The 20,646-nt window shown below is 57.3% G+C and carries 27 protein-coding genes and 1 tRNA gene; 24 read left to right on the forward strand and 4 right to left on the reverse strand.

Features of this window, described 5'->3' with window-relative positions:
- The first annotated feature begins 66 nt into the window (after positions 1-66).
- From D3871_RS11460 to D3871_RS11530, 15 genes are all read left to right on the forward strand, one after another.
- Positions 67-354, forward strand: a complete 288-nt coding sequence (locus D3871_RS11460; protein WP_147376791.1) for a hypothetical protein — start codon at positions 67-69, stop codon at positions 352-354.
- The gene (locus tag D3871_RS11465; protein ID WP_119769007.1) at positions 344-1,249 is read left to right on the forward strand and encodes a recombination-associated protein RdgC; all 906 of its coding nucleotides are present in this window, start codon (positions 344-346) and stop codon (positions 1,247-1,249) included. The genes D3871_RS11460 and D3871_RS11465 overlap by 11 nt, the downstream gene beginning before the upstream one ends.
- Positions 1,250-1,280: 31 nt before the next feature.
- Complete coding sequence (locus D3871_RS11470; RefSeq protein ID WP_119769008.1) at positions 1,281-3,305, forward strand: DNA cytosine methyltransferase; 2,025 nt, start codon at positions 1,281-1,283, stop codon at positions 3,303-3,305.
- A 26-nt stretch (positions 3,306-3,331) separates the two neighbouring features.
- Complete coding sequence (locus tag D3871_RS11475; RefSeq protein ID WP_119769009.1) at positions 3,332-4,423, forward strand: UvrB/UvrC motif-containing protein; 1,092 nt, start codon at positions 3,332-3,334, stop codon at positions 4,421-4,423.
- The gene (locus D3871_RS11480; protein WP_119769010.1) at positions 4,420-4,866 is read left to right on the forward strand and encodes a hypothetical protein; all 447 of its coding nucleotides are present in this window, start codon (positions 4,420-4,422) and stop codon (positions 4,864-4,866) included. The genes D3871_RS11475 and D3871_RS11480 overlap by 4 nt, the downstream gene beginning before the upstream one ends.
- 13 nt (positions 4,867-4,879) lie before the next feature.
- On the forward strand, positions 4,880-5,602 hold the full coding sequence (locus D3871_RS11485; protein ID WP_119769011.1) for a hypothetical protein: 723 nt from the start codon (positions 4,880-4,882) through the stop codon (positions 5,600-5,602).
- Positions 5,599-6,783 (forward strand): phiTE_015 family protein, encoded by a 1,185-nt coding sequence (locus tag D3871_RS11490; RefSeq protein ID WP_119769012.1) that lies wholly within the window; start codon positions 5,599-5,601, stop codon positions 6,781-6,783. Before D3871_RS11485 ends, D3871_RS11490 begins: the two co-directional genes overlap by 4 nt.
- Positions 6,780-6,968 (forward strand): hypothetical protein, encoded by a 189-nt coding sequence (locus tag D3871_RS11495; protein ID WP_119769013.1) that lies wholly within the window; start codon positions 6,780-6,782, stop codon positions 6,966-6,968. The genes D3871_RS11490 and D3871_RS11495 overlap by 4 nt, the downstream gene beginning before the upstream one ends.
- Positions 6,969-7,045: 77 nt before the next feature.
- Entirely contained in the window at positions 7,046-7,294 is a 249-nt protein-coding gene (locus D3871_RS11500) for a hypothetical protein (RefSeq protein WP_119769014.1), read from the forward strand.
- The gene (locus tag D3871_RS11505) at positions 7,287-7,496 is read left to right on the forward strand and encodes a hypothetical protein (protein ID WP_119769015.1); all 210 of its coding nucleotides are present in this window, start codon (positions 7,287-7,289) and stop codon (positions 7,494-7,496) included. Before D3871_RS11500 ends, D3871_RS11505 begins: the two co-directional genes overlap by 8 nt.
- On the forward strand, positions 7,493-8,098 hold the full coding sequence (locus D3871_RS11510; RefSeq protein WP_119769016.1) for a hypothetical protein: 606 nt from the start codon (positions 7,493-7,495) through the stop codon (positions 8,096-8,098). Before D3871_RS11505 ends, D3871_RS11510 begins: the two co-directional genes overlap by 4 nt.
- Positions 8,095-8,553: a hypothetical protein gene (locus D3871_RS29760; protein ID WP_147376792.1), complete on the forward strand. Its 459-nt coding sequence runs from the start codon at positions 8,095-8,097 to the stop codon at positions 8,551-8,553. Before D3871_RS11510 ends, D3871_RS29760 begins: the two co-directional genes overlap by 4 nt.
- A 32-nt stretch (positions 8,554-8,585) precedes the next feature.
- On the forward strand, positions 8,586-8,813 hold the full coding sequence (locus tag D3871_RS11520) for a DUF4224 domain-containing protein (RefSeq protein WP_119769018.1): 228 nt from the start codon (positions 8,586-8,588) through the stop codon (positions 8,811-8,813).
- Positions 8,779-9,972: a site-specific integrase gene (locus D3871_RS11525; RefSeq protein ID WP_119769019.1), complete on the forward strand. Its 1,194-nt coding sequence runs from the start codon at positions 8,779-8,781 to the stop codon at positions 9,970-9,972. Before D3871_RS11520 ends, D3871_RS11525 begins: the two co-directional genes overlap by 35 nt.
- 11 nt (positions 9,973-9,983) lie before the next feature.
- Positions 9,984-10,463: a DUF1643 domain-containing protein gene (locus tag D3871_RS11530; protein WP_199724754.1), complete on the forward strand. Its 480-nt coding sequence runs from the start codon at positions 9,984-9,986 to the stop codon at positions 10,461-10,463.
- A 137-nt stretch (positions 10,464-10,600) separates the two neighbouring features.
- Here D3871_RS11530 and D3871_RS11535 read toward each other — a convergent pair.
- Positions 10,601-10,676: transfer RNA gene (locus tag D3871_RS11535), tRNA-His, on the reverse strand.
- Between the two features lie 190 nt (positions 10,677-10,866).
- Between D3871_RS11535 and D3871_RS11540 the strand changes: the two genes are divergently transcribed.
- The 5 genes from D3871_RS11540 to D3871_RS11560 all read left to right on the forward strand — a co-directional run bounded on the left by D3871_RS11540 (position 10,867) and on the right by D3871_RS11560 (position 15,201).
- Complete coding sequence (locus D3871_RS11540; protein WP_119769021.1) at positions 10,867-11,070, forward strand: hypothetical protein; 204 nt, start codon at positions 10,867-10,869, stop codon at positions 11,068-11,070.
- 7 nt (positions 11,071-11,077) lie between these two features.
- Positions 11,078-11,311, forward strand: a complete 234-nt coding sequence (locus tag D3871_RS29765; protein WP_147376793.1) for a hypothetical protein — start codon at positions 11,078-11,080, stop codon at positions 11,309-11,311.
- A gap of 248 nt (positions 11,312-11,559) precedes the next feature.
- Entirely contained in the window at positions 11,560-12,531 is a 972-nt protein-coding gene (locus tag D3871_RS11550; protein WP_158597915.1) for an EAL and HDOD domain-containing protein, read from the forward strand.
- On the forward strand, positions 12,524-14,686 hold the full coding sequence (locus D3871_RS11555; RefSeq protein ID WP_119769024.1) for a putative bifunctional diguanylate cyclase/phosphodiesterase: 2,163 nt from the start codon (positions 12,524-12,526) through the stop codon (positions 14,684-14,686). The genes D3871_RS11550 and D3871_RS11555 overlap by 8 nt, the downstream gene beginning before the upstream one ends.
- Before the next feature lie 110 nt (positions 14,687-14,796).
- Positions 14,797-15,201 (forward strand): hypothetical protein, encoded by a 405-nt coding sequence (locus tag D3871_RS11560; protein ID WP_119769025.1) that lies wholly within the window; start codon positions 14,797-14,799, stop codon positions 15,199-15,201.
- A 46-nt stretch (positions 15,202-15,247) separates the two neighbouring features.
- On the opposite strand, the gene D3871_RS11565 is transcribed toward D3871_RS11560, so the two are convergent.
- Both D3871_RS11565 and D3871_RS11570 read right to left on the reverse strand, forming a co-directional pair.
- The gene (locus D3871_RS11565) at positions 15,248-16,390 is read right to left on the reverse strand and encodes an alanine racemase (RefSeq protein WP_119770036.1); all 1,143 of its coding nucleotides are present in this window, start codon (positions 16,388-16,390) and stop codon (positions 15,248-15,250) included.
- 90 nt (positions 16,391-16,480) lie between these two features.
- Entirely contained in the window at positions 16,481-17,656 is a 1,176-nt protein-coding gene (locus D3871_RS11570) for a PilT/PilU family type 4a pilus ATPase (protein ID WP_119769026.1), read from the reverse strand.
- 504 nt (positions 17,657-18,160) lie between these two features.
- Between D3871_RS11570 and D3871_RS11575 the strand changes: the two genes are divergently transcribed.
- From D3871_RS11575 to D3871_RS11590, 4 genes are all read left to right on the forward strand, one after another.
- The gene (locus D3871_RS11575) at positions 18,161-18,565 is read left to right on the forward strand and encodes an ElaB/YgaM/YqjD family protein (protein ID WP_119769027.1); all 405 of its coding nucleotides are present in this window, start codon (positions 18,161-18,163) and stop codon (positions 18,563-18,565) included.
- Between the two features lie 134 nt (positions 18,566-18,699).
- Complete coding sequence (locus tag D3871_RS11580; RefSeq protein ID WP_119769028.1) at positions 18,700-19,071, forward strand: phage holin family protein; 372 nt, start codon at positions 18,700-18,702, stop codon at positions 19,069-19,071.
- Positions 19,068-19,508 (forward strand): hypothetical protein, encoded by a 441-nt coding sequence (locus D3871_RS11585; RefSeq protein WP_119769029.1) that lies wholly within the window; start codon positions 19,068-19,070, stop codon positions 19,506-19,508. Before D3871_RS11580 ends, D3871_RS11585 begins: the two co-directional genes overlap by 4 nt.
- 122 nt (positions 19,509-19,630) lie before the next feature.
- The gene (locus D3871_RS11590; protein WP_420799660.1) at positions 19,631-19,735 is read left to right on the forward strand and encodes an entericidin A/B family lipoprotein; all 105 of its coding nucleotides are present in this window, start codon (positions 19,631-19,633) and stop codon (positions 19,733-19,735) included.
- Positions 19,736-19,867: 132 nt separating this feature from the next.
- Here the strand turns inward: D3871_RS11590 and D3871_RS11595 are convergent, their stop codons facing one another.
- Positions 19,868-20,542 carry a hypothetical protein gene (locus D3871_RS11595; RefSeq protein ID WP_119769031.1) on the reverse strand — a complete coding sequence of 225 codons (675 nt, stop codon included), beginning with the start codon at positions 20,540-20,542 and terminating at the stop codon, positions 19,868-19,870.
- Positions 20,543-20,646 lie beyond the last annotated feature (104 nt).

Consider the following 20,646-nt stretch of genomic DNA (forward strand, 5'->3'; position numbering starts at 1 on the left):
TTACTACGCTCGATGCGGATACCGCTTTGTTCCGGCTCTTAAGCGCTCACTTGAAGGATGCCGCAAATGATGGGCACATCACATAAGGGCGGCATGAATGCTCGCTGGATCGCCATGCGTTGCAAAGAGCGATCGTTCTGGACGTTCCTTGCCGAGGCATTCGGAACTCGCGTACGTAGCGAAGAAGAAGCGGTAGCGACCGTCTATCTGTTCGGCTGCGTGGATTCCCGGGCCGAGTTCGATACGAGCCCTGAGGCAGCCAACCGCTTTCATCAGCTATTTCGCCGGCCGTACGCCGATTTCGTCGATCGCACGACAACGCAGCACGCAAAGGACATCCATCATGTGGTTTAAGAACCTTCAGATTTACCGCCTTACAGCTCCGTGGACTATGACCACGGATGCATTGGAGCTGGCATTGTCGGCACAGACCTTCGAGCCGTGCTCGAGCTCCGAGCTCACTTCGACAGGCTGGACATCGCCGCGCGAAACCGGAATGCTGGTGCACTCTGTTAATCGCCAGATCCTTCTCCAGCTCGCAACCGAGAAGAAGCTTCTGCCCGCCAAGGTAATCAACGAAGTCGCCAAGGCCCGTGCCGCCGAAGTCGAAGAGCGGCAGGGCTTCAAGCCTGGTCGCAAGCAGATGAAGGAAATCAAAGAACAGGTTGCTGATGAACTGCTGCCGCGGGCGTTTTCGGTGCGCAGCAATACTCGCGTCTGGATCGATCCGGTCAATGGCTGGCTGGTTGTCGATTCCGCTACGCCGGCAAGGGCAGACGACATATTCAAGATGCTTCTTAAGTCGCTTGAGACACTGCCATTTGCGTCACTCCGGACTAACCGCTTTCCCCTTGCGGCTATGACCGACTGGCTTGCAGCCGACGAAGCTCCGAGCGGATTCACTGTCGACCAGGACACCGAATTGCGCGCGAGCGGCTCAGGCAAGGCGACGGTCCGTTACGTGCGGCATACGCTGGAGGTGGAAGACATCACTCGTCATATCTCGTCGGGCAAACAGGTTACCCGGCTGGCCATGACATGGAACGATCGCCTTTCCTTTGTCCTTACCGAAAACCTCACTATCAAGCGCGTCGCACCGCTGGACATCCTTCAAGAGAACGCCGCGGCCGTGGCCAACGAGCAAGAGCGATTTGATGCCGATTTCATCCTGATGGCAAGCGAACTCAGCCGGCTTATGTCGGACCTCGTCGAGGCCCTTGGCGGCCAAGAGCAGGCCAAGGCAGCTTAACTGTATCCACAAGAACACATCAGGGACTGACATGATCTCCAAAGAAATTCGCCACTTCCACTTCTGCTGTGGCATCGGCGGTGCCGCAAAAGGCTTTAACAAGGCAAATCCACGCGTAGGCGTAATGCAGGGCAAATTTCGCTGCATCGGCGGTGTGGACGTGGACGCGTCCGCAATTCGCGACTTCAATCGCCTTGCCGGCGTACCCGGTACAGTGATGGACCTCTTCACCCGTGGTCAGTACGTCGCATTCCATGGGAAGGAACCCCCGCAAGACTGGCGTGAAATGGGACCGGCGGACATCCGGCGCGCCGCCGGCAACGAGCGTCCACACATCGTATTTATCAGTTCTCCTTGCAAGGGGGCATCCGGACTGCTGTCCGAAAAGATGAGTCAGACAGCCAAGTACCAGGCGTTGAACGAACTGACGTTACGCTGCATATGGCTGATGTCGGAAGCATGGGCAGATGATCCCATCGATCTGATCGTTTTCGAGAATGTGCCACGCCTAGCAACGCGCGGGCGCCATCTTCTGGACCAGATTAACCAGCTGCTGCAACGCTACGGCTACGCCGTTGCAGAGACAACGCATGACTGTGGCGAGCTGGGCGGATTGGCACAGTCACGTAAGCGTTTCCTGCTGGTGGCGCGTCACATCGAGAAGGTGCCGCCATTCCTGTACGAGCCGGAAAAAAAGCGCCTCCGCGCTGTTGGCGACGTTCTTGGACGCATGCCGTTCCCGGGTGCCCCGGCTGGCGGCCCGATGCACAGAATCCCGCGCTTGCAGTGGAAAACATGGGTTCGCCTGGCATTCGTCGAACCTGGAAGTGACTGGCGTAGCCTGAACAAACTGGCCGTCGAAAATGGTCATCTGAGCGATTTCCTGATCGTTCCGGAATACCGGCCAGATTATCTTGGCGTCAACCAGTGGGAAAAGCCGGTCGGCGCAGTATCTGGCCGCGCCGGTCCTAGCAATGGGGCCTATTCGGTCGCCGATCCGCGCTTCGACTCGACGCGCGGCGACTATGGACAATATGGTCTGTGTGGCTGGAACGAGACGATGGGTGCGGTCATCAACGTTAAGTCGCCGGGCCAAGGAACGTTTGCTGTTCAAGACCCTCGCGCGGGCGGTGAGCGCCATGCCAACGTCTACCGCATCGTCCGGTGGAATCAGGCATCCGGCACCGTAACTGCTGACTTCAAGCCGACAAGCGGCGGCGGTGTTGCTGACCCGCGCATTGACGGAGTGCGGCACAACAACGTCTTCAATGTGGTTGACTTCTGCGAGCCGGCCGGAGCTATTACAGCTGGCGGACATCCGACGAGTGGCGGTCAGGCGGTCACAGATCCGCGCACCGGCAAATCAAGCCATTCCGGATTCGGCGTTACGGACTGGGACGATTCAGCAAGCACGGTCGCCGGCGAATCGCTCCCATCCAACGGCAATTTTGCCGTTGCAGACCCTCGACCAGGCTGGGAGCGCCACGGCGGCAATCTGTCCGTCATGGACTGGGAACGGCCGGCAAACGTAGTTATCGCCGGTGGCAAGGGTGTGCAAGGTGGCTGGATGTCAGTTGCGGACCCGCGCACGGGCATGAACCGCGGCAAAGGCGACAACTATCTGACCGGCGGGCATTACGGCGTCGTGCCATGGGTGTCGCCCAGCGGCGCGGTCAGTGCTGCGGCTGGCCATGACAACGGCCGTTGGTCAGTTGCTGATCCCCGTATTGATGTTCTGCCGGCACTGGATCAAAAAACCGTCGCCATCATCCGTGCGATTGACGGTACCTGGCACCGTCCGTTCACCACGCTCGAGCTCGCAGCGCTGCAAAGCCTTATTGAACCGGAGGAGCATCTCATTCTGGACGGCATGAGTGACAGCGTCTGGCGTGAGCATATCGGCAATCTCGTTCCTCCAGATGCGGCAGAGGCTATTGCAGGCGTGATGGGGACAACCTTGCTGCTGGCCTGGTCCGGCGAAACGTTTGTTTTAAGCCGTATGCCGGTCTGGGTTCGCGACGTTGCAGTTGCAATTTCTCTTTCTCAAGAACAGTAGTGCGGACTTTCGGAGGAAATAACGATATGACACTCACAAAAGGACGCATCGAGCGCACAGGCAGGGTTGCATTCCATGACGCCAGCCTTTCAGTTTGGGAGGAAGGCATTCCCCGCGAATGGGATGCGAAATGCATATGGGAGCGCCAGTTCAAGCGCGACGTGTTCGCACGCATCGTGCAAACGCTCAAGCGGCTTGGCTGGACATGCGCCATGCCGGAAATCAAGCCGCACGATGTTAAGCACTACGGCGGAAACGTGGCCCGATGGTCCGCCGAGAGTAAGCGGTTTTGCACCAAGGGCGATCTCAAGGCGGACTTGGACATCTCCGGCCGCTGCATCAAGTTCGAGATGTTCCAGAACGTTAATGCGCCTGACCGTTCGGACCACGACGGGCGTTACCAGTACGACAAAGAGAAGCACATGCCCTATCTCCTGCGCCTGGAAATGGAGCGTGCCAGGCGCCGCATCCGCGACTACCTGTGCAATGTATTCACCGGATATGAGTTCGAGCAGCCGCACGAGCCGAAGATGGGACTGCTAGGAATCACTGCGGTTGAAAAAGCGGCACATAGCCGACGCACCAGCGGCCACTACAAGCCGCACCTTGATCGTGCCGACTATGGCATGGCGTGCAATACCAGAGCGGCAGATGGCGGCACCATCGAGCACGGCGCCAAGATATGGGCCATCGGCAGAAAAGGTCGCCTTATTACCGGCACAGCCTACTACAGCCTGAATAACAACTGGCAGATCGTCACCGGGCGATACGACCTAACGTACGCCCACACGGGGGAGATTTTCACCCGCAAGCCAGAAAATTTACGCGTGAAGCGAAACGGACGTGATCGCCGCCGGCGCCTGGAATCCGAATTGCAGAAGGCGATTGCCGCAATGAATTTCGAGCGTGCCGCTGTGCTACGCGACATCCTATTCCCTGGCAATCAGCCTTTGTTCAATGTCTGGCACGAAGAGCATCAGCTGTATCACTGCTCCAATTTCAGCGGCTACACCAAGGATCAGTCCAAGGCGGGCAAATTCACGGCCGACGAAGTGCGCGGCTGGGATAAGGCGCCGAACAAGGTCATAGCCCTTGAGCGCATGAAGGAAGCAGCATGAGCCTTCCATACGAGAACGCCACCAGCGGAGAGAAGGCGGTCAAGGACATGCAAAAGCTGCTGCAGGAGTTCGGTTGCGGCAGCTTCGGCCAGATGATGAACTTTGGAACCGGCGAACTGCTGGTCCAGTTCACTTATCGCGGCCAGCCCGTGTCCGTGAAAGCCAGTGCCAACGGATATGCAGCGGCCTGGATGAAGCAGCATCCATACACAACCCGCTCACGAGGCAGCCGCGCCGACTATGAGAAGAAGGCAAAGCAGATCGGCAGTGTTGCTGTCTACTCGATTCTTCGTGACTGGATCAAGGGGCAGATAACCGCTGTCGAGACTGGAATACTTTCCTTCGAGGGTGCCTTCTTAGGGCAGATGCTGCTGCAAAACGACAAGACTGTACTGGAGCATGCCACTGCCAGCGGACTCCTCCAGCTCGAATCGAAAAGTTAAACAGGAATCGGCAATGACAACCAAAAACGAACAGATGCGGGAAGCAGTTAAGGCGCTAGATACATATGTCTCCGAACAGTTGGAAGACTACGAGTTTCGCGGCGATCCGGGCGACTACACGCCCAACGAAACTGAGCGGATGCTCATGAATGACTTCGTGCAGGGAATGATTAGCGACGACGAGTTCTTTGTATTAACCGGGAAGATCGCCGCCCTGCGTGAATCCGCCCCTGCACCGCAGGAACTGACGGACAACGAGCTTGAGCACCTTGTAAGCAGCGCGCTAGATGATGTCGAGTCGCCGGAACTGAGCAGCGCCCTGACCTACGAGCGTTGGAAAGATGGCGTTGAGGCAGACATTCCGACTGTTGACGCAAAGGCCTTTGCCCGCGCCCTACTCTCTCGCAGCACTGCGCCGCAGGAAGCCGCACCCGTAGCGATAGACGATCTGAAGAAACAGAACGCAGAACTGGTGAAGGATGCGCAGCGCTGGCGCGCAGTGTTGGCTAGTGCGCGTGTTCGCCCATTGGGCAGCGCCGGACTGAATGACGCCATCGACCCCAACGGAAGCCCATATAACGGCTATGCCCACCTTGGGCTAGAACTGTGGACGATATTCGGCAAGTCGCTGAATGACGAACAGCGCGAACGACTGGTAAAGGAAAACGCGCTTGGCCGCGAATGGTTAACCAAGTACGCAGATATTGCCAGCGCCCATCAGGAGGACAAGCAATGAACGACAAGAAAGCATCCGTAGCGATAACAGATGAACGTGAAGCGTTTGAAAAGTGGGTGGTGAGCCGGTGCTCGCCGTTGGTCAGGAAAGAGGAAGTTTTGCGACGTTGCGCAGATGATAGCTATGTAATGTTCTCCGTGGGTGAGAATTGGGCTACATGGCAAGCCCGCGCCGCTCTCTCCTGTGCATCGCAAGCAGATAAGCCGGTAGCGTGGCGCAATGACTTGCTGGATGAAGTGCGCAGTGTCGTTATGAGTGTGTTGCCGCTCAATTATGGCAGGCCACGTTCGCTCAGCAAAGTGCGCGATGAAATCCTGAGCGCCATAAATTCTTTGAAAGCTGCCGCTCCGGTAGCGCAATCCCAGCAGAGCGAGATAGCCGCACAACAGGCGGTAACGTTGCCTGAAGCCGTGATTGCATGGCATACCGCCGAGAAGGCACGGATTGATGCGGTCAACGCATACAACGAGCGCGTGCTATTTGTCCGTGAACACTGCCCATTTGGCACAAGCGTTGATCCTGAATATCAGTTGATGGAAGATGCGAGGCGCAATGCAATGGCCTTGCTCAAACCGATGTTTGAGGCCATTTCTGCCGCTCCATCGCAGCAAGAGAAGGAAGCCGCACTACCTGCGCCACGAAAAACATATGAGCAGCAATTGGCTGAACTGCCGACGCTTCCGGTCACGCATTACAACGGATACGCGGATGGAAGTGAGCCGCTTTATACCGCTGAGCAGATGCACGACTACGCCCTTGCAGCTATTGAAGCCGCCCCACTCCCGCTACAAGAGCCTAAGCCAGTAGCGCCCAACAAGCTGCAAGCGTTTGTGGATTACTTCGCGCAGCGGAATGTAGAGGCGACCGGGGAATGGCGGTCTGCCGTCGAAGATGTACAGCACCATCTGGACGATTTGATAGCCGCGCAAGCCCTGCTAGATGCAAAAGATGCAAAAGATGCGGAACTGAAGGAAATCCGCGCCGTTCTGAACGATACATATGTTGAATATCACAGCAATGGCATGGCTTGCGGCTTGGAGGATCGCGGCATTACAGATCGATACGACGCAATGCGCTTCGGGTGGGATGAAGCGGTAGACCGCATGCATATGGAAGTCATCAAGCCAGCCATCGACGCCATTGATGCAGCCATAGCAGCGACACAGAAGGAGCAGCCGTGAGCAATCCGAAAGTGCATTACCACGTCTATGAAGTGATGCCGTCCGAAAGCGATCCTGACGGCTCTGGATCGACAGCTTGCGGCCTTGATTATGCAGAGAACGCGACAGACCGAAGCAATGCTGTCACGTGCAAAAACTGCCTGCGCCAGATAGCAGCGACACAGCCGAAGGGGGAAGGTCAGTGAGCGACGTTCCGAAACCGGTCAAGCCGGAGAACCCTAACTTCGGCTATCCGGATTAACGTGTAGAAAAGGACATGACTATGAAGAGTAAGAAAACGGAAGTTCGTGTGGAACACACTGCCCTCGGCAATCTCGGCGCTGCTATTGAGCATGCTCTGGACGAGGCACCGGTCTCCGATGTTCTGTCCATCCTGACAGGAGCATTCGTCGGCCTTACTGTCGAACTGGTGCGTCGCCAAGGTCACGATGTGAGCAAAGAAATCAAAGTCGATAGCGGCCAGAATCGAGACATCACCATTCATGGGCCGAAGGGGGAAGGACATGCCTAAATTTACTGTAACCGCCATATTTACGGCATCCAAGCACCTTGGAGAATTTGAAGCGGCAACAGAGCAAGAAGCAATCGATATGGCCCTAGGTTCTCAGAAAAACTACGCCAGCTTGTGCCATCAATGTTCGGACGAGGTAGAACTTGACGATCACTGCGCACATCAGGCTGTCGCTCATCTTAGCGAGGACACCATCAAATGACCACTACCACCGTACTGGAAGCGCTGGAACTTGCGCAGAAAACACTCAGGTATACATCAGCCCCGTTTTTCAGCAAAGCGCAAAGAATCCGGATTGATGGCGAAGTTACATACATTCAGCCGACCACCGAGGAATGGTGGAAAGGACTGCGCGACCTTATCGAAGCCGCCCAGCCTGCCATAGATGCAGCTATCGCAGCCAATGCCAAGCCGGATCAAGTTGATGCGACAGCACAAGAGCCGCTTACCTTTGACATTATGCCGTGTGGCGGCTCGCATGGGCTTACTGGCTATCGTGTGTGGATGAGACGCGGAGGCGCTTCGAGAGTCGTATTCTCTACGCACGACGAACCGAGTGCAAACCATGAACTGGCTGAGTTGCAACGCATGTTTGGTGATGCCGCCGTTCCACAGCCAGCGCAAGCGCAGCAAGAGCCGGTAGTCTGCCCCGATCATATTGCCGCAGAAATCCGCGACATGATCAGCACCTATGACCGACCAAGCCTGTTCAGCCTGGCAGAGGACATCTATCGCATTGTCGTGCAATCCCTTCATCCAGAGGTCAGGGAACAGGCACCGGAGAAGGCGGGGAGGCAGGGATGAACCTGCGCATTTTGAAGAAGCTATCCAAGCGAGCCGCCCCGCTTCTGCCACTCTTGGGCGATTCCCGAGAACAGTTTAAATCCGAGAAATGGAATAACCATACGGACTCTACTGGACATGACCGCAAGCATTGGGAGCGCAGCCTTGCCAAGTACCCATTACATATGCGCGGCGACATTACATTCCGCCCTAAGCATGGTCAGGACTGGATTGTCATGCGGGAGCCATCTTACCCATGGAAAGGGACTGTAATGGTCGGCGCGATGTCCGGTTACTACGAATCCGAATGGGAAGAACAAACCGCGTGGGAATCGCTGTCACGACTGGTCTATGACCATTTCACCGGTTATTCACACGAGGACGGCTGGCTGCTACTCCGCGATCTTAGTTCTCCAACACTGATTTTCCGTGCTGCGCGCGAATTAATTGATGCGGTCGCTAACTGGGCCGCCTAGCAAGCAACAAATGCAGTAAAGGTAAATTTGAAATGAGCGACAGATTAAGCGCGAATGAAATAGCTGAAATAGTCGGGTGCAAACCAAACCAGCGTTGCCGCATGGCCGCCTGGTTGCGGAAGAATAACTGGAAGCATGAGATTGATGGCAATGGACTGCCGATCGTCGCCCGGGCCTATCGTGACCGCAAGCTCGGGATCTCCGAAGATAAAAATCAGAGCAAATATGCCGACGCGCCAAACAGACAAGCCTTCGCGTAAAGAAAAGACCGGCGTCGACCGACTGTACAAGTACATCGGCAAGACGAAGGTCTCTTTCTATTACCAATACCCGAACGGGAGCAGCGAGACACTGGCCAGCGCCAAACTCGGCGACCGGCAGGCGATCATGCAAGCCGAACGCACTGCCAAGCGCAAGGCATTGGACATCCAGCAGGGAATCATCATTGCCGGATCCGTTGCAGACATGATCGATCGGTTTAAGACCGACGTTGCGCCAACCCACTACAGGGACCAGTCGAAGGACGGCTTGGCCGTTCGGGAAAGCACATACCGCAACCTAACGGCCTTCTTCGGGAAGATGTCGCCGATGAGCCTGAAGACAATGCATGGCTATCAATACCTTGATGATCGAGCAAAAGCCGGTGCCCCGATCAAGGCGAATAAGGAGCTGTCCCTGCTGTCGACCATCTGCAAGTACGCCATCAAGTGGGGCGTAATGGAGTCAAATCCGTTCACGGAAATGATGCAGAACAAAGGCGACCGGGACGTACGAGCGGTGTCGCGCCGGCAAATTGTCCAGTTCTACCTATGGTCCCTGCGTCAGACGTCGACCATCCGAAATCTCGGGTGCGCTGCGATGTTCACCTATCTGACAGGATTTCGTGCTGCAGAGGTACGGCCGTTTCGGATCGCCGGCCTGGCACCAGACGGCGTCCGAGTGGTGAACGCCAAGCGTAAGAAAGGCGAAGCGGAAATTGTGAAGCATCGGGACTGGTCGACCAAGCTACGTGTTGTCGTCGCTCGAGCAAAGCAAACCTACAAGACGGAGCGTATGTACCTATTTGGCAACGCATCCGGACGTCCCTACACCAGGAGCGGATGGGGGTCAGTGTGGCAAGACGCGATGTTCGAGTGGATTGCTTCGTTTGACAGCGTTGCCGCAGCGGCCTGGTGTGACTTCAAGGATTGGGAATCGAAGCGCCGGGCTAGGCAGGTCAAAGGGACATTCGTGTCCACCTTCAAACTGATAGAACACCCTGGGTATTTTTCACTCTTAGACGTACGGCCGGCCGCGATCACCACCAAGATCGAAAAACGCTCCGCCGATGCCTATGACTTCGCCGCGCACGCGAACCCGACCACAACACACAAGCACTACGACCGCCGCAAGGTAAAGCGCGCAAGCGCAACTGAATGAGGAAATGGAAAATGGAAAGAACAGCAATTATTTCGGACTGCGGCACCTACAGGTACCGGCTTACACGCCGCTGGGGAGAGCGGCAGGCGCTCACGTTTGTCATGCTGAACCCGTCGACGGCCGACGCTCTCATCGATGACCAGACGATTCGGAAATGTATCGGCTTCGCGAAAAACTTCGGGTTTGATGGAATCGATGTGGTGAATCTGTTTGCATTCCGGAGCCGCTGGCCAAAAGACATGCTCGTCGCGACAGACCCGATAGGCCCGGAGAACGACCGGTACATCTTGGAAACAGCGCGTGCCGCCGGGGAGGTTGTGTGCGCATGGGGACCGAACGCAAGTCGGACGACTAGGCCGAAACAAGTGTTGGAACTGCTGGGCACCGTCGACATCCAGCCGAAGTGTCTTTGCATCACCAAAGACGGATCACCCGGGCACCCGCTGACGCTTGGATATAACCGCGAGCTGACCGATTTTTCGCTGCGATAGTGATACTCATATGCATCTTGACCAACCGGAAACCGATGGATTTTGCAGATGATGCGTTGAAAAATCAGAGGCTGCGTTGAAAAATGTGGATAACTTACTTATCCACAGGCTGCAAGTGCCTGATTAAGAAGGGAAAATGGGGTGGCTGACGGGACTCGAACCCGCGACAACAGGAATCACAATCCTGGACTCTACCAACTGAGCTACAGCCACCATTGAATCTGTTTGCCGGATGAAACATCTAGCAAGCCCGTTATTATACAAACTTCACTCGAAACTGGCAAATTCAATTACGTCAGTTTTCAAAGAACATGCATGACGCCGTTTTACCTTCTATATTCCGGCCGAACTGCAAACGCTTCACTCCGTCTAATAGTTAACAAATTGTCTTTACGGAGATGACATGCTTACCCGATTACTGTCGGTCATCCTGACCGCCGCGCTGGCCGGATGCGCTACGGCGCCCAACGGCGACAGGCCGAACCAGGGCGCGAACAGTGTCTATGACGATCCGACCTACCCGGGTGCCGGCGTGCGCATCGGCATAGGTGCGGGAAGCTGGGGCGGCCGCAGCGGCGGCGGCGTAGGCATCGGATTGGGCTTTTGAGGCAACCATGAACAACAAATACTTGCTGGCCTTACCTCTCGTTGCCGCACTCGGCGGATGCACAATTACCCCGAATGACAACCAAGTTCCGATGCGTCTCGGGCCGCCGCCTCCGGCTATTCAGGGATCGAATGATGCACAGGGCAGTCCGCTTTCCGTGCCCGGCTCCGGCATGGGCGTCGGGTCCGGCAATCCGGCCGCGCCAGGACCTGCCGGCCTTGGCGGTTCATCCATGAAATAGATCGGCACAGCGGTTGGCGAACCGCCACCGCTGCATGCCTCATCGCTGAGCGGCAAAACACTTTGTGTTGCCATTGATTTTTTCCTTTCTTCCGCCGTAAACAATCCTGCTGCACCGAAGTTTGTAAATCCACACTTCGTTCACACGCTGATAACGTTTCCAAATGCCAACATTTAGAAACGAATAAGAGTAGTATTGCCAGTAGTATTGCCGTTTCCCTATCTGCACGTCCCGCTACGATGAAGCCATTGCCCTCGCCTCTCGCCGCCATTGACTTGCTGGCCAACCGAAACAAGGAGCTGGCCGCGCTCATGATCCACATCGCTGCGGTAGACGAGTCGTCCATGGCAGTGATGACGGAGAACGAGCAATTCCAGCAACTGGCTGGCCGGTTTCCTTGCCTGGTGGCGCAAAATATCGCTGCAGGGCCCATCGGTGCCGCACTGGAAGCAGCGGGGTGCCAAGCCTTTCCCGCCGACGGCGCACTCCTGGCCCACGATTCTCTTCCCCCGGTATTGCCGGCCGCGACACGCTATCTTGCCGGCCGCTGGTATCTGGCGCGGCCAGCAAAACCGTCGGGCAGTCAGGCAGCATCCCGGGCATTGGCGCTGCAGCTGGTACAACTGGTTGTGGCGGATGCCGATACCCATGAAATCGAAGCAGTCTTGCGGCGCGACCCTGCGCTTTCCTATCATCTACTTCGTCTGGTGAATTCGCTGGGCATGGGCATGAGCAGGCAGATCACGAGTTTTTCGCAGGCGATATTGATCCTCGGACGCGCGCAATTGCGGCGCTGGCTGAACCTGATGCTATTCTCATCACGGTCCGGCGATGATCGCTCAGCGATGCTGCTTGCACGTGTCGCCGTGCGTGCTCGCTGCATGGAATTGCTGGCCAAGGCAGGCGGCATGGACAAGTCGGGGCAGGAGCTGGCTTTCATGGCCGGGATGTTTTCCCTGCTCGGCATTCTGTTCGGCATGCCCTTGGCGGAAGTGCTGAAGCCGCTCAAGGTCAGCGAGACACTGCTTTCTGCATTACTCGATCATCAGGGCGAACTCGGCATGTTGCTGCAGTTGATGGAGGCAAGCGAACGCGCGGACTTCACCGCCCTGTTGGCACGACTCGATGAACTGCATGTGCCGGCGGACGAATATCACGCGGCATTGATCGAAGCGCATATCTGGATGCTGGACGTCATCAGCGAGAGCAACCGTGCCTGACAACACGCTGGGCCGCTGCCTCGCTCTCTGCCGCGACGCTCGCGAGCTTGACGGCGCGGCACAACTGCAGGCCTTGAGCGAGCTCGAGCAGTTGCTGCGTTCGGCCCGACAAGCAGCAGACGCAAACCCGAGTCCGGTCCCAACGACCGACGTGGTTTTGGCCGAGCCCGTGATCGCCATGGATCTAGCCGGTTATGTCACGGACTGGAACGACGGCGCCGAGCGCTTGTTCGGCTACACGCGTGAAGAGGCGCTCGGCCAGCATGTGCTATTCCTGTATGCGGATGACGACCATGAAGTGGCCGAGCTCTTTCTGGAGCATGGTACTTCCTTGATGGAAGTGCGGCGTCGCAAAAAATCCGGCGAAGTCTTCTGGGCCAGCCTGTCACTGTCCCTGCGTGACGATGCGGGCGGGAATGCAGACGGCCTGATTGTGCACATGTCGGAGATCAAGGAGCGCCTGTCGCCCGAAGACAAACAGCGCCTGCATGCGCGCATCATCGAGGATAGCGACCAGGGCATTTTAATTACCGATGCCCATGAGCGCATCGTATCCGTGAACACCGCGTTCACCCGAATCACCGGTTATTCGGCGGCGGAAGCGATCGACCAGACACCCGATCTGCTCAGGTCAGGCAAGCACAATGCGGATTTTCGCGCGCAGGTGCGCTCCGCCATGCATGGCACCGGACCGTGGCAGGGCGAGATCCTCGGCAAGCGCAAGAGCGGCGAAATTTTTCCGCAATCAGTGTCGATCAGCGTGGTGCGCAACGAGCAGGGCGAGATCACGCATGCATTTTCGATCTTCTCGGATATCAGCATATTCAAGGAAGCCGAAGCGCGCGTGCAGCAAATGGCGAACTACGACCCGCTGACCGGACTGCCGAACCGCACGCTGCTCTTTCAGCTGGTGACGCAAGCGCTGACCGCGGCGCGGCGAAATAACCGGCATGGCGCCTTGCTGGTGATCGAACTGGACCGTTTCACGGCGATTCACGACACGCTGGGTCATGATGTCGGCGACGAGCTGCTGTGCGAGATCGGCCGTCGTCTGCGCACCGCCTTGCGCGAGGAAGATGTGCTTGCCCGCATCGAAGGCAGCAAGTTCGGGGTGGCGCTGCTCGATATCCAGAAGCGAGAGCATGCAGGTATCGTTGCGCAAAAACTGCTCGATGCTCTGGCGAATCCGCTCATGATCGATTCGCATGATTTGCGCATCGGCGCCTGCATTGGCATCTCGGTATACCCGGAAGACGGAAATGAAACAGCCTCGCTGCTGCGCTTCGCGGACGCGGCGATGAGCAAGACGCAGCAGCAAGGCGAAGCCGGCTATACGTTCTACAGCTCGGAAATGAACAAGCGCGCCAAGGAGCACTTGCGCATAGAAAGCGAATTGCGACGCGCACTGGCCGGCGGCCAGCTGTTGCTGCACTATCAGCCCAAGGTCAGCCTGCGTAGCGGACGCATTGTCGGCGCCGAAGCGCTGATACGCTGGCGTCATCCGGAACGTGGCATGATCCCGCCCGGTGTCTTCATCCCGGTGGCGGAAGAAACCGGCCTGATACTCGACATCGGAACCTGGGTTCTTGAAGAAGCCTGTCGCCAGATCCGCGACTGGAAAGATGCGGGGCTGGATGCGCCGCCGATTGCAGTCAACCTGTCGTCGCGCCAGTTCGACCGCAACCTGCCGCATCGCGTGCAGGAAGCGCTTGAAGCCTACCGGCTCAGCCCGGACCGGCTCAAGCTGGAGATCACCGAGACGCTGCTGGTACGCGGACCCGACCAAGTCATCCCGATCATGAACGAACTGGTCGCAATGGGTCTGGCGTTGGCGCTGGACGATTTCGGCACCGGTTACTCCAGCCTTGCCTATCTTAAAAAATTTCCGATCAATACATTGAAAATCGATCGCTCTTTCGTCATCGGCTTACCGACTGAAGAAAACGATTGCGCGATTGCGCAGGCCATCGTCACCATGGGTCAGCAACTGCGTCAGGAAATCGTCGCCGAAGGCGTAGAGACGGTGGAGCAAATGCGTTTCCTGCGCAATCTTGGCTGCGACCAGTTGCAAGGTTATCTGTTTAGTCCGCCGGTGGCTGCGGCCGCCTTCGAACAAATGGTGCGCGAAGGCAAGCGGCTGCAACTCGCCCTGTAGATCAAGTTTGGCGCACGGCATGGCGCTTGGGCACTTATTGCTTTCGGCATAGTCACACAGTTCCCGGCCCGCTCATTTCGCGGGAAACCATGAACAGGTGGAGCATGACTATGGCACACACATTGGTACGCGTATACGACCACATGGCCGATGCGGAACATGCGCGAGAGCAATTGCTCAAGACAGGATTTCCGGAATCGCATGTCCAACTAAGTGCGACCGGTGACGAAGCCGGAGCGCTGCAGGGAAATTTCGTCGTCGACCGCAAGGAAGAAATGCGCCCGGACCGGCGCAGCTTCCTCGATACCTTGCACAATACGAATAGGGCTGCCGGCGATAACATCAGCCATCATGCCGATACAAGTGCGCCGCAGAGAGTCGTCTACCGCAGCAACTTCGTGCTGACCGTCGATGCCGAGAGCGCCGAACAGGAAAGCCAGGCAAACAGCATTCTTGACCAGTCCGGCGCAATCGATGTCGATGCCGTGGTGTACCGCAGGAACAGGGAGAGCTGAATCACGCTTGACGCCTTTCGTGTTCAGACCGTCTGCAGCCCAAGGGTCACCAGCCGCTGGTCTTGTCCCATCGCTGCAGGCTTGGACCGTCGCCGGTCAATACGTAATACGCGTCATACGGTGCAACGGTCATGCAGGCATGATTAGGCAGTACACGCAGCCGAGAGCCGATGGGAAAGCGCTCGAAGGCAAGCGCACCCTCGGTGCTCTTGACAAAACCATGCTCCTGGTGGGCATCGGCGACATGCAAGCCGGGAATCAGCTTGCCGTCGAGATCGCAGACCAGGCCGTAACCCACATCGCTGCGAAACTCGCTGGCACTGACATCCTTGGATAGTGCCAGTGCGCCGGCGTCAATCAGCAAATGTCCCGACTCATGCTGATGGCCGATGACGGTCGCCAGCACGCTGGCGGCGATATCCTCGAGCTCGCATACGCCCAACGCCGCCTGCGACAGGTCGAAAAATACATAGACGCCGGGGCGGATCTCCGTCACGCCATCGAGCGGGATATCGGTCAGCGCAGTCGGCGTGGAACCGATACTCACTGTCCGGCACGCATGTCCAGCGGCACGCAGGCGCTGCGCTGCCAGCACGGCCGCATCACGTTCGGCTTCGGCGATTTCGGTGCGGGCGGCAGTGCTGTTTGCATGATAGGAATGTCCGGCATGCGTGAGCACGCCGTCGAGCGTCAGTCCGGATGTGGCGGCAATGCACTGTGCGATCGCAAGCAGTTCCTCGCTCTGCGCCGATACACCAGCGCGATGCCCGCCGCAATCGATTTCTATCAGAACCGGCACCTCACCGCGATAACGTGTCGGACGCGCCGCGAGTGACTCCACCGCCGCTACCGAATCGAGCACGATGCGAATGCGCGCGCCCTGCTCCATCAACTCTTCTATCGCCGCCATCTTCGGCGGCACGATACCGACTGCATAAGTCAGGTCGCGATAACCTGCATCGAAGAAATAGCGCATCTCCGCCAAGGTCGAGACGGTAATGCCGCCGAACTGGCCCGCGGTGGCAAGCGCGGCCACCTGCGCCGACTTCGCGGTTTTCAGGTGCGGCCGCAACTGCACGCCGGCCCGCGCTGCGCGGTCCGACATGCGCTGGCAATTTGCAGCGAGGCGCTGCTTGTCCAGCAATACTGCCGGCGTCGGTATATCGGAAATGAGATAGTCAGTTCGCATCGGTCCATCCATCATTGAGCGTCAAGGCAGGCGTGTAGTTTACAACCTATATGGGATGACTGCCCTGCCTCTATCGCTATTACTTGAGGCCTATTTCTTCTCTGCTTCCTCTTCCTCGGTCTTCTCTTCATCGATCGCCAGATTGAAGCCCGATGCCTCGCCCGGCTGGCCGCGCGTGGCACGCAGCTTGATCTGCAGGCGCAACTCGTTGGCCGAGTCGGCATTGCGAATCGCTTCGTCGTAACCGATGTGGCCCGCGTTATAGAGATCGAACAATGCCTGGTCAAAGGTCCGCATGCCCAACTCGCGCGACTTGCCCATGATTTCCTTGATGCCCTGGAACTGGCCTTTCAGGATCTGCTCGGCAATGGTCGGTGTGTTGAGCAGGATCTCAATCGCGGCACGCCGGCCCTTGCCGTCTTCGGTGCGCACCAGGCGTTGCGAGATGATGGCGCGCAGATTCGACGACAAATCGCCCAGTAGCTGGTTGCGCCGCTCCTCGGGAAAGAAGTTGATGATGCGGTCTATCGTCTGGTTCGCATTATTGGCATGCAGCGTGCCCAGGCACAGGTGGCCAGTCTCGGCGAAGGCAATCGCATGCTCCATGGTTTCGGTATCGCGGATTTCGCCGATCAGAATGACGTCGGGCGCCTGACGTAGCGTGTTCTTCAGCGCATGATGCCAGGACAGCGTATCGACGCCAACTTCGCGGTGGGTGATCAGGCAGGACTTGTTCTTGTGGACGTATTCGACCGGGTCTTCCACCGTGATGATATGGCCAGAGGAACTGGCGTTGCGGTGATCGATCATCGCGGCCAGTGTCGTCGATTTGCCCGAGCCGGTGCCGCCAACGACCAGTACCAGGCCGCGCTTGGTCATGATCACGTCCTTGAGCACTTCCGGCAACTGCAGCTTGTCGAAGTTCGGTATCTCCGCCGCGATGGTGCGGATCACCATGCCGGTTTGTTGTTGCTGCACGAAGACATTGACGCGGAAGCGGCAGACATTGGGCAGCGAAATCGCGAAATTGCATTCCAGCTCGGTTTCGAATTCATGCCGCTGTTTGTCGTTCATCAGACTCAGCGCGAGTTTTCGCGTGATATCGCCGGTCAGCTTTTGCTGGCTCAGCGGCTTCATCGCACCCTGATGTTTCATGCTCGGCGGGAAGTCAGCCGAGATGAAAAGATCCGACCCGCCTTGCTGGTGCATCACCTTCAACAACTGATGCATGTAATTGCGCGCTTCATCGGGACCGAATGTGGACATGTGAACCTTTCAATGCAGTGGTATCGCTTTGGCTTGATTATGTTTCCTCAAGGCTACACCCGCAAGGAATTTATGGCTTCGCTGCCTATTCGGTAGCATGAAAAATGTGTGACACAGGTTGCAAGAATTACATGGCAAGCGTGCAAAAACGCAAAGGTATTATTTACCTTTGCCCCGTACAGGCGGCAAAACCCTCTCCTTTCCCCCGATTTTCATCAAACCGCGACTGCATTGCGGTCACGGCATCACATGGCACAGCGTTTGCTGTTTATCCCGGCACACGTCATGAAAATGGAGGGCCGATGCTACCTGCGCCGTCATACGGGAAATGACCATGGACGTTGTGCCGGACAAGCCACGGTGCCGCCGGTGCAGCTGGAATCGCAAGGATGTGCCCTCGTTTCTGTTGTGTTCCCCGCAGATATTTCACTGCGGGTCTGGCACGGTGAAAAATGTTGTTTCGCCGTCTCTCAAATTTGATCCAATTTTGTCAAGGAGCGATTCATGGATACAACCACCTCGTCCACCACCGGCAACGGTAGCGGCAGCGATAAGGCAGCAGCAGCAATGCAGTCTGCCAAAGGTACTTACAATGAAATCAAGGGTGTCGCACAAAAGTCTGCCGCGTCGCTACGTAGCGACCTTTCCAGCTTGAAGAACGACCTCGACTCTCTGGTCAACCGTTCCTCGAGTTTGTCCGACGATGAACTGGCACAGGCGCATGCACAACTGATGGCCAAATTCAGCTCGGTGCGTTATGCAGCCAAGGGCATCGCCACCGAAGCGAGCCGCCAGCTCAATCGCGGCATGGAAACCACTACCGAATATGTGAAAGACAAACCCATGCAATCGGTAGCGGTGGCGGTCGGTACCGGTCTGTTGCTCGGTCTGCTGTTCAAGCGCCGTTGATGATGTGATCCGGGCACATGCGTTGCATGTGCCTACATGGCAATGGCGTATCGGCGGTAAGGAACAGGCGATAGCCATCACTTTCAAGCCGTCGGTACCTGACTGACTGTGTGACCACCAAAAGGACAACCGCGATGTTTGCCGCCCTTCACAAATCCAAACAGCTTTACCTGATCACGCTGGATCGTGTCGGGGATTACATGGACCTGTTGCGGGTTGAAATGAAGATCCGCGAACAGCAACTGGCCATGCGTATCGCCGGCTTCACCGTCGCCATCCTGTTCACGCTGCTGGCAACCGTCTTTCTCGGGCTGGCGATCATCGTCAGTTTCTGGGACAGCGATTACCGCGCGCTAGCCGCCTGGTTCGTCGTATTGCTTTACGGCGGCATCGCCGGTGTGGCATTCAACATGTGCATGAAGCATTTCAAATCGCAGGCATCGCTGACCAGCACCTTACGCGGCGAACTGCAACGTGACATTGACGTGATCAAGGGGAGCATATGAGCGTACGGACACTGGAAGCAGAACGGCAAGCCATTCTGGAAAGAATGCGGCTGCGGCGTGAAAACTATCGCCGCATGCTGACTGACGGCGACGAACTCGGCCAGATTCCCTATGGACAGGAAATCCAGGTCGATCACAGCTTTGCACAAAGTTATACGCCGGCGTTGAGACCGGTACCCGCGCATCCGGAACCACCGGATGTTTTTCCGCGCAGCACGATCATGCGGGTACTGAAGCGGCATCCGGTGTATTGCGCGCTTGGCGTAGCCGCCATCATTGCGATCGGACCCAAACGAATCGCACGGACCGCGATGACCAGCGGCGCGACGCTGACAGCTTTGACCGCGCGCAATCAATCGAACACCGACCTCATCGGCAGACTCATAACAATGGCGGGGGCATACATGCAAGGCCGCAGCAATACCCACCCAAAATAGCATTACAGGGGAGCATGCTGCACGGGTGGGCATGATCGTCGCAGCGTTTTGGAAACCCGTTTTATTTATCAACCTGAAAGGAAGAAATCATGAAAAAAATTATCTCCATACTGAGCATCCTGATGGTCACTATCGGCCTGACCGCTTGTAACACCATGTCCGGCATGGGCAGGGATATCGAGCGCGGCGGCGAAAAAGTCCAAGGCGCTGCCGAGAAAAATAAATAAGTCCTTAGCCTTCAAGGACTGTGAGGTAAAAAGCAGGGTCGGCTTTACAAGCCGGACCTGCTTTTTGTTTTTCGAATATAGACAGGCTCACGGCCGAGCCACGCTGGCCCGTCCGGATGCCGCAGGATCCTGTCAGCGACTGCCGGCATCGCGGGTGGCGGGGGCTCCTCCGGACCCGCCGGACATTGTGCCACTGCCCTGCACTTCCGCAACTTCCTGCGGCCACACCAGCACCGCGCGCGCCAACTGCCGACCAGTCTTGGGTCCCGCGTTGACCTTGACCTGACGTTGCAGCACGTGTCCCGCCGCGTCGGCGCTCACGCGATAGGTACCGCGCTTGGGAAGATCGACCAGCAGGATCGGAGAATCGCAGCGCGCCTGCAGCACTTCGTTGCCTGCGGCATCGTGGATATCCACCGCGATATCGGCCAGATAGGCTCCGTCGCGTGCGGCAAAGGTCAGCATCAGGTCATAGTCCCTGGCTTGCTGCTTCATGTAGTTCGATTCTTCCTCGCCGATGCCGCCGCACAGATAGGTGATGTCATTGGTCGTCACCGGCTTCAGTCGGTCGGTCGGCGACGGAGGCGTTCCCATCTCGGTGGCCGCGTCAATACCGGCTTCCGACGCGGTGGCATTGGCGCCACCGGACGACAGTTCGCGTCCAGGCGCAGGAATACCCTGCGAGGTAATACCCGCCGCGCCAGCGTCTTCGCGCGGGAAGTCACGTTGGGGAATCGATGTCTGCGCCAACGCAAGCAAGGGGAAGCTCAAGCCAAGCGCCATCGACAACAGGCTTCCGTTTTTCATTGCATATCTCCGAAAAGCAGTCTGACGTCGCGCGGACAGCGCCGCGTCATGGCGCTGACATGCATCATCCGTGCCCTGCGACCGTTTCCGCTTTGACCGGAAAC

The organism is Noviherbaspirillum saxi, assembly GCF_003591035.1.
GTDB lineage: Bacteria > Pseudomonadota > Gammaproteobacteria > Burkholderiales > Burkholderiaceae_D > Noviherbaspirillum > Noviherbaspirillum saxi.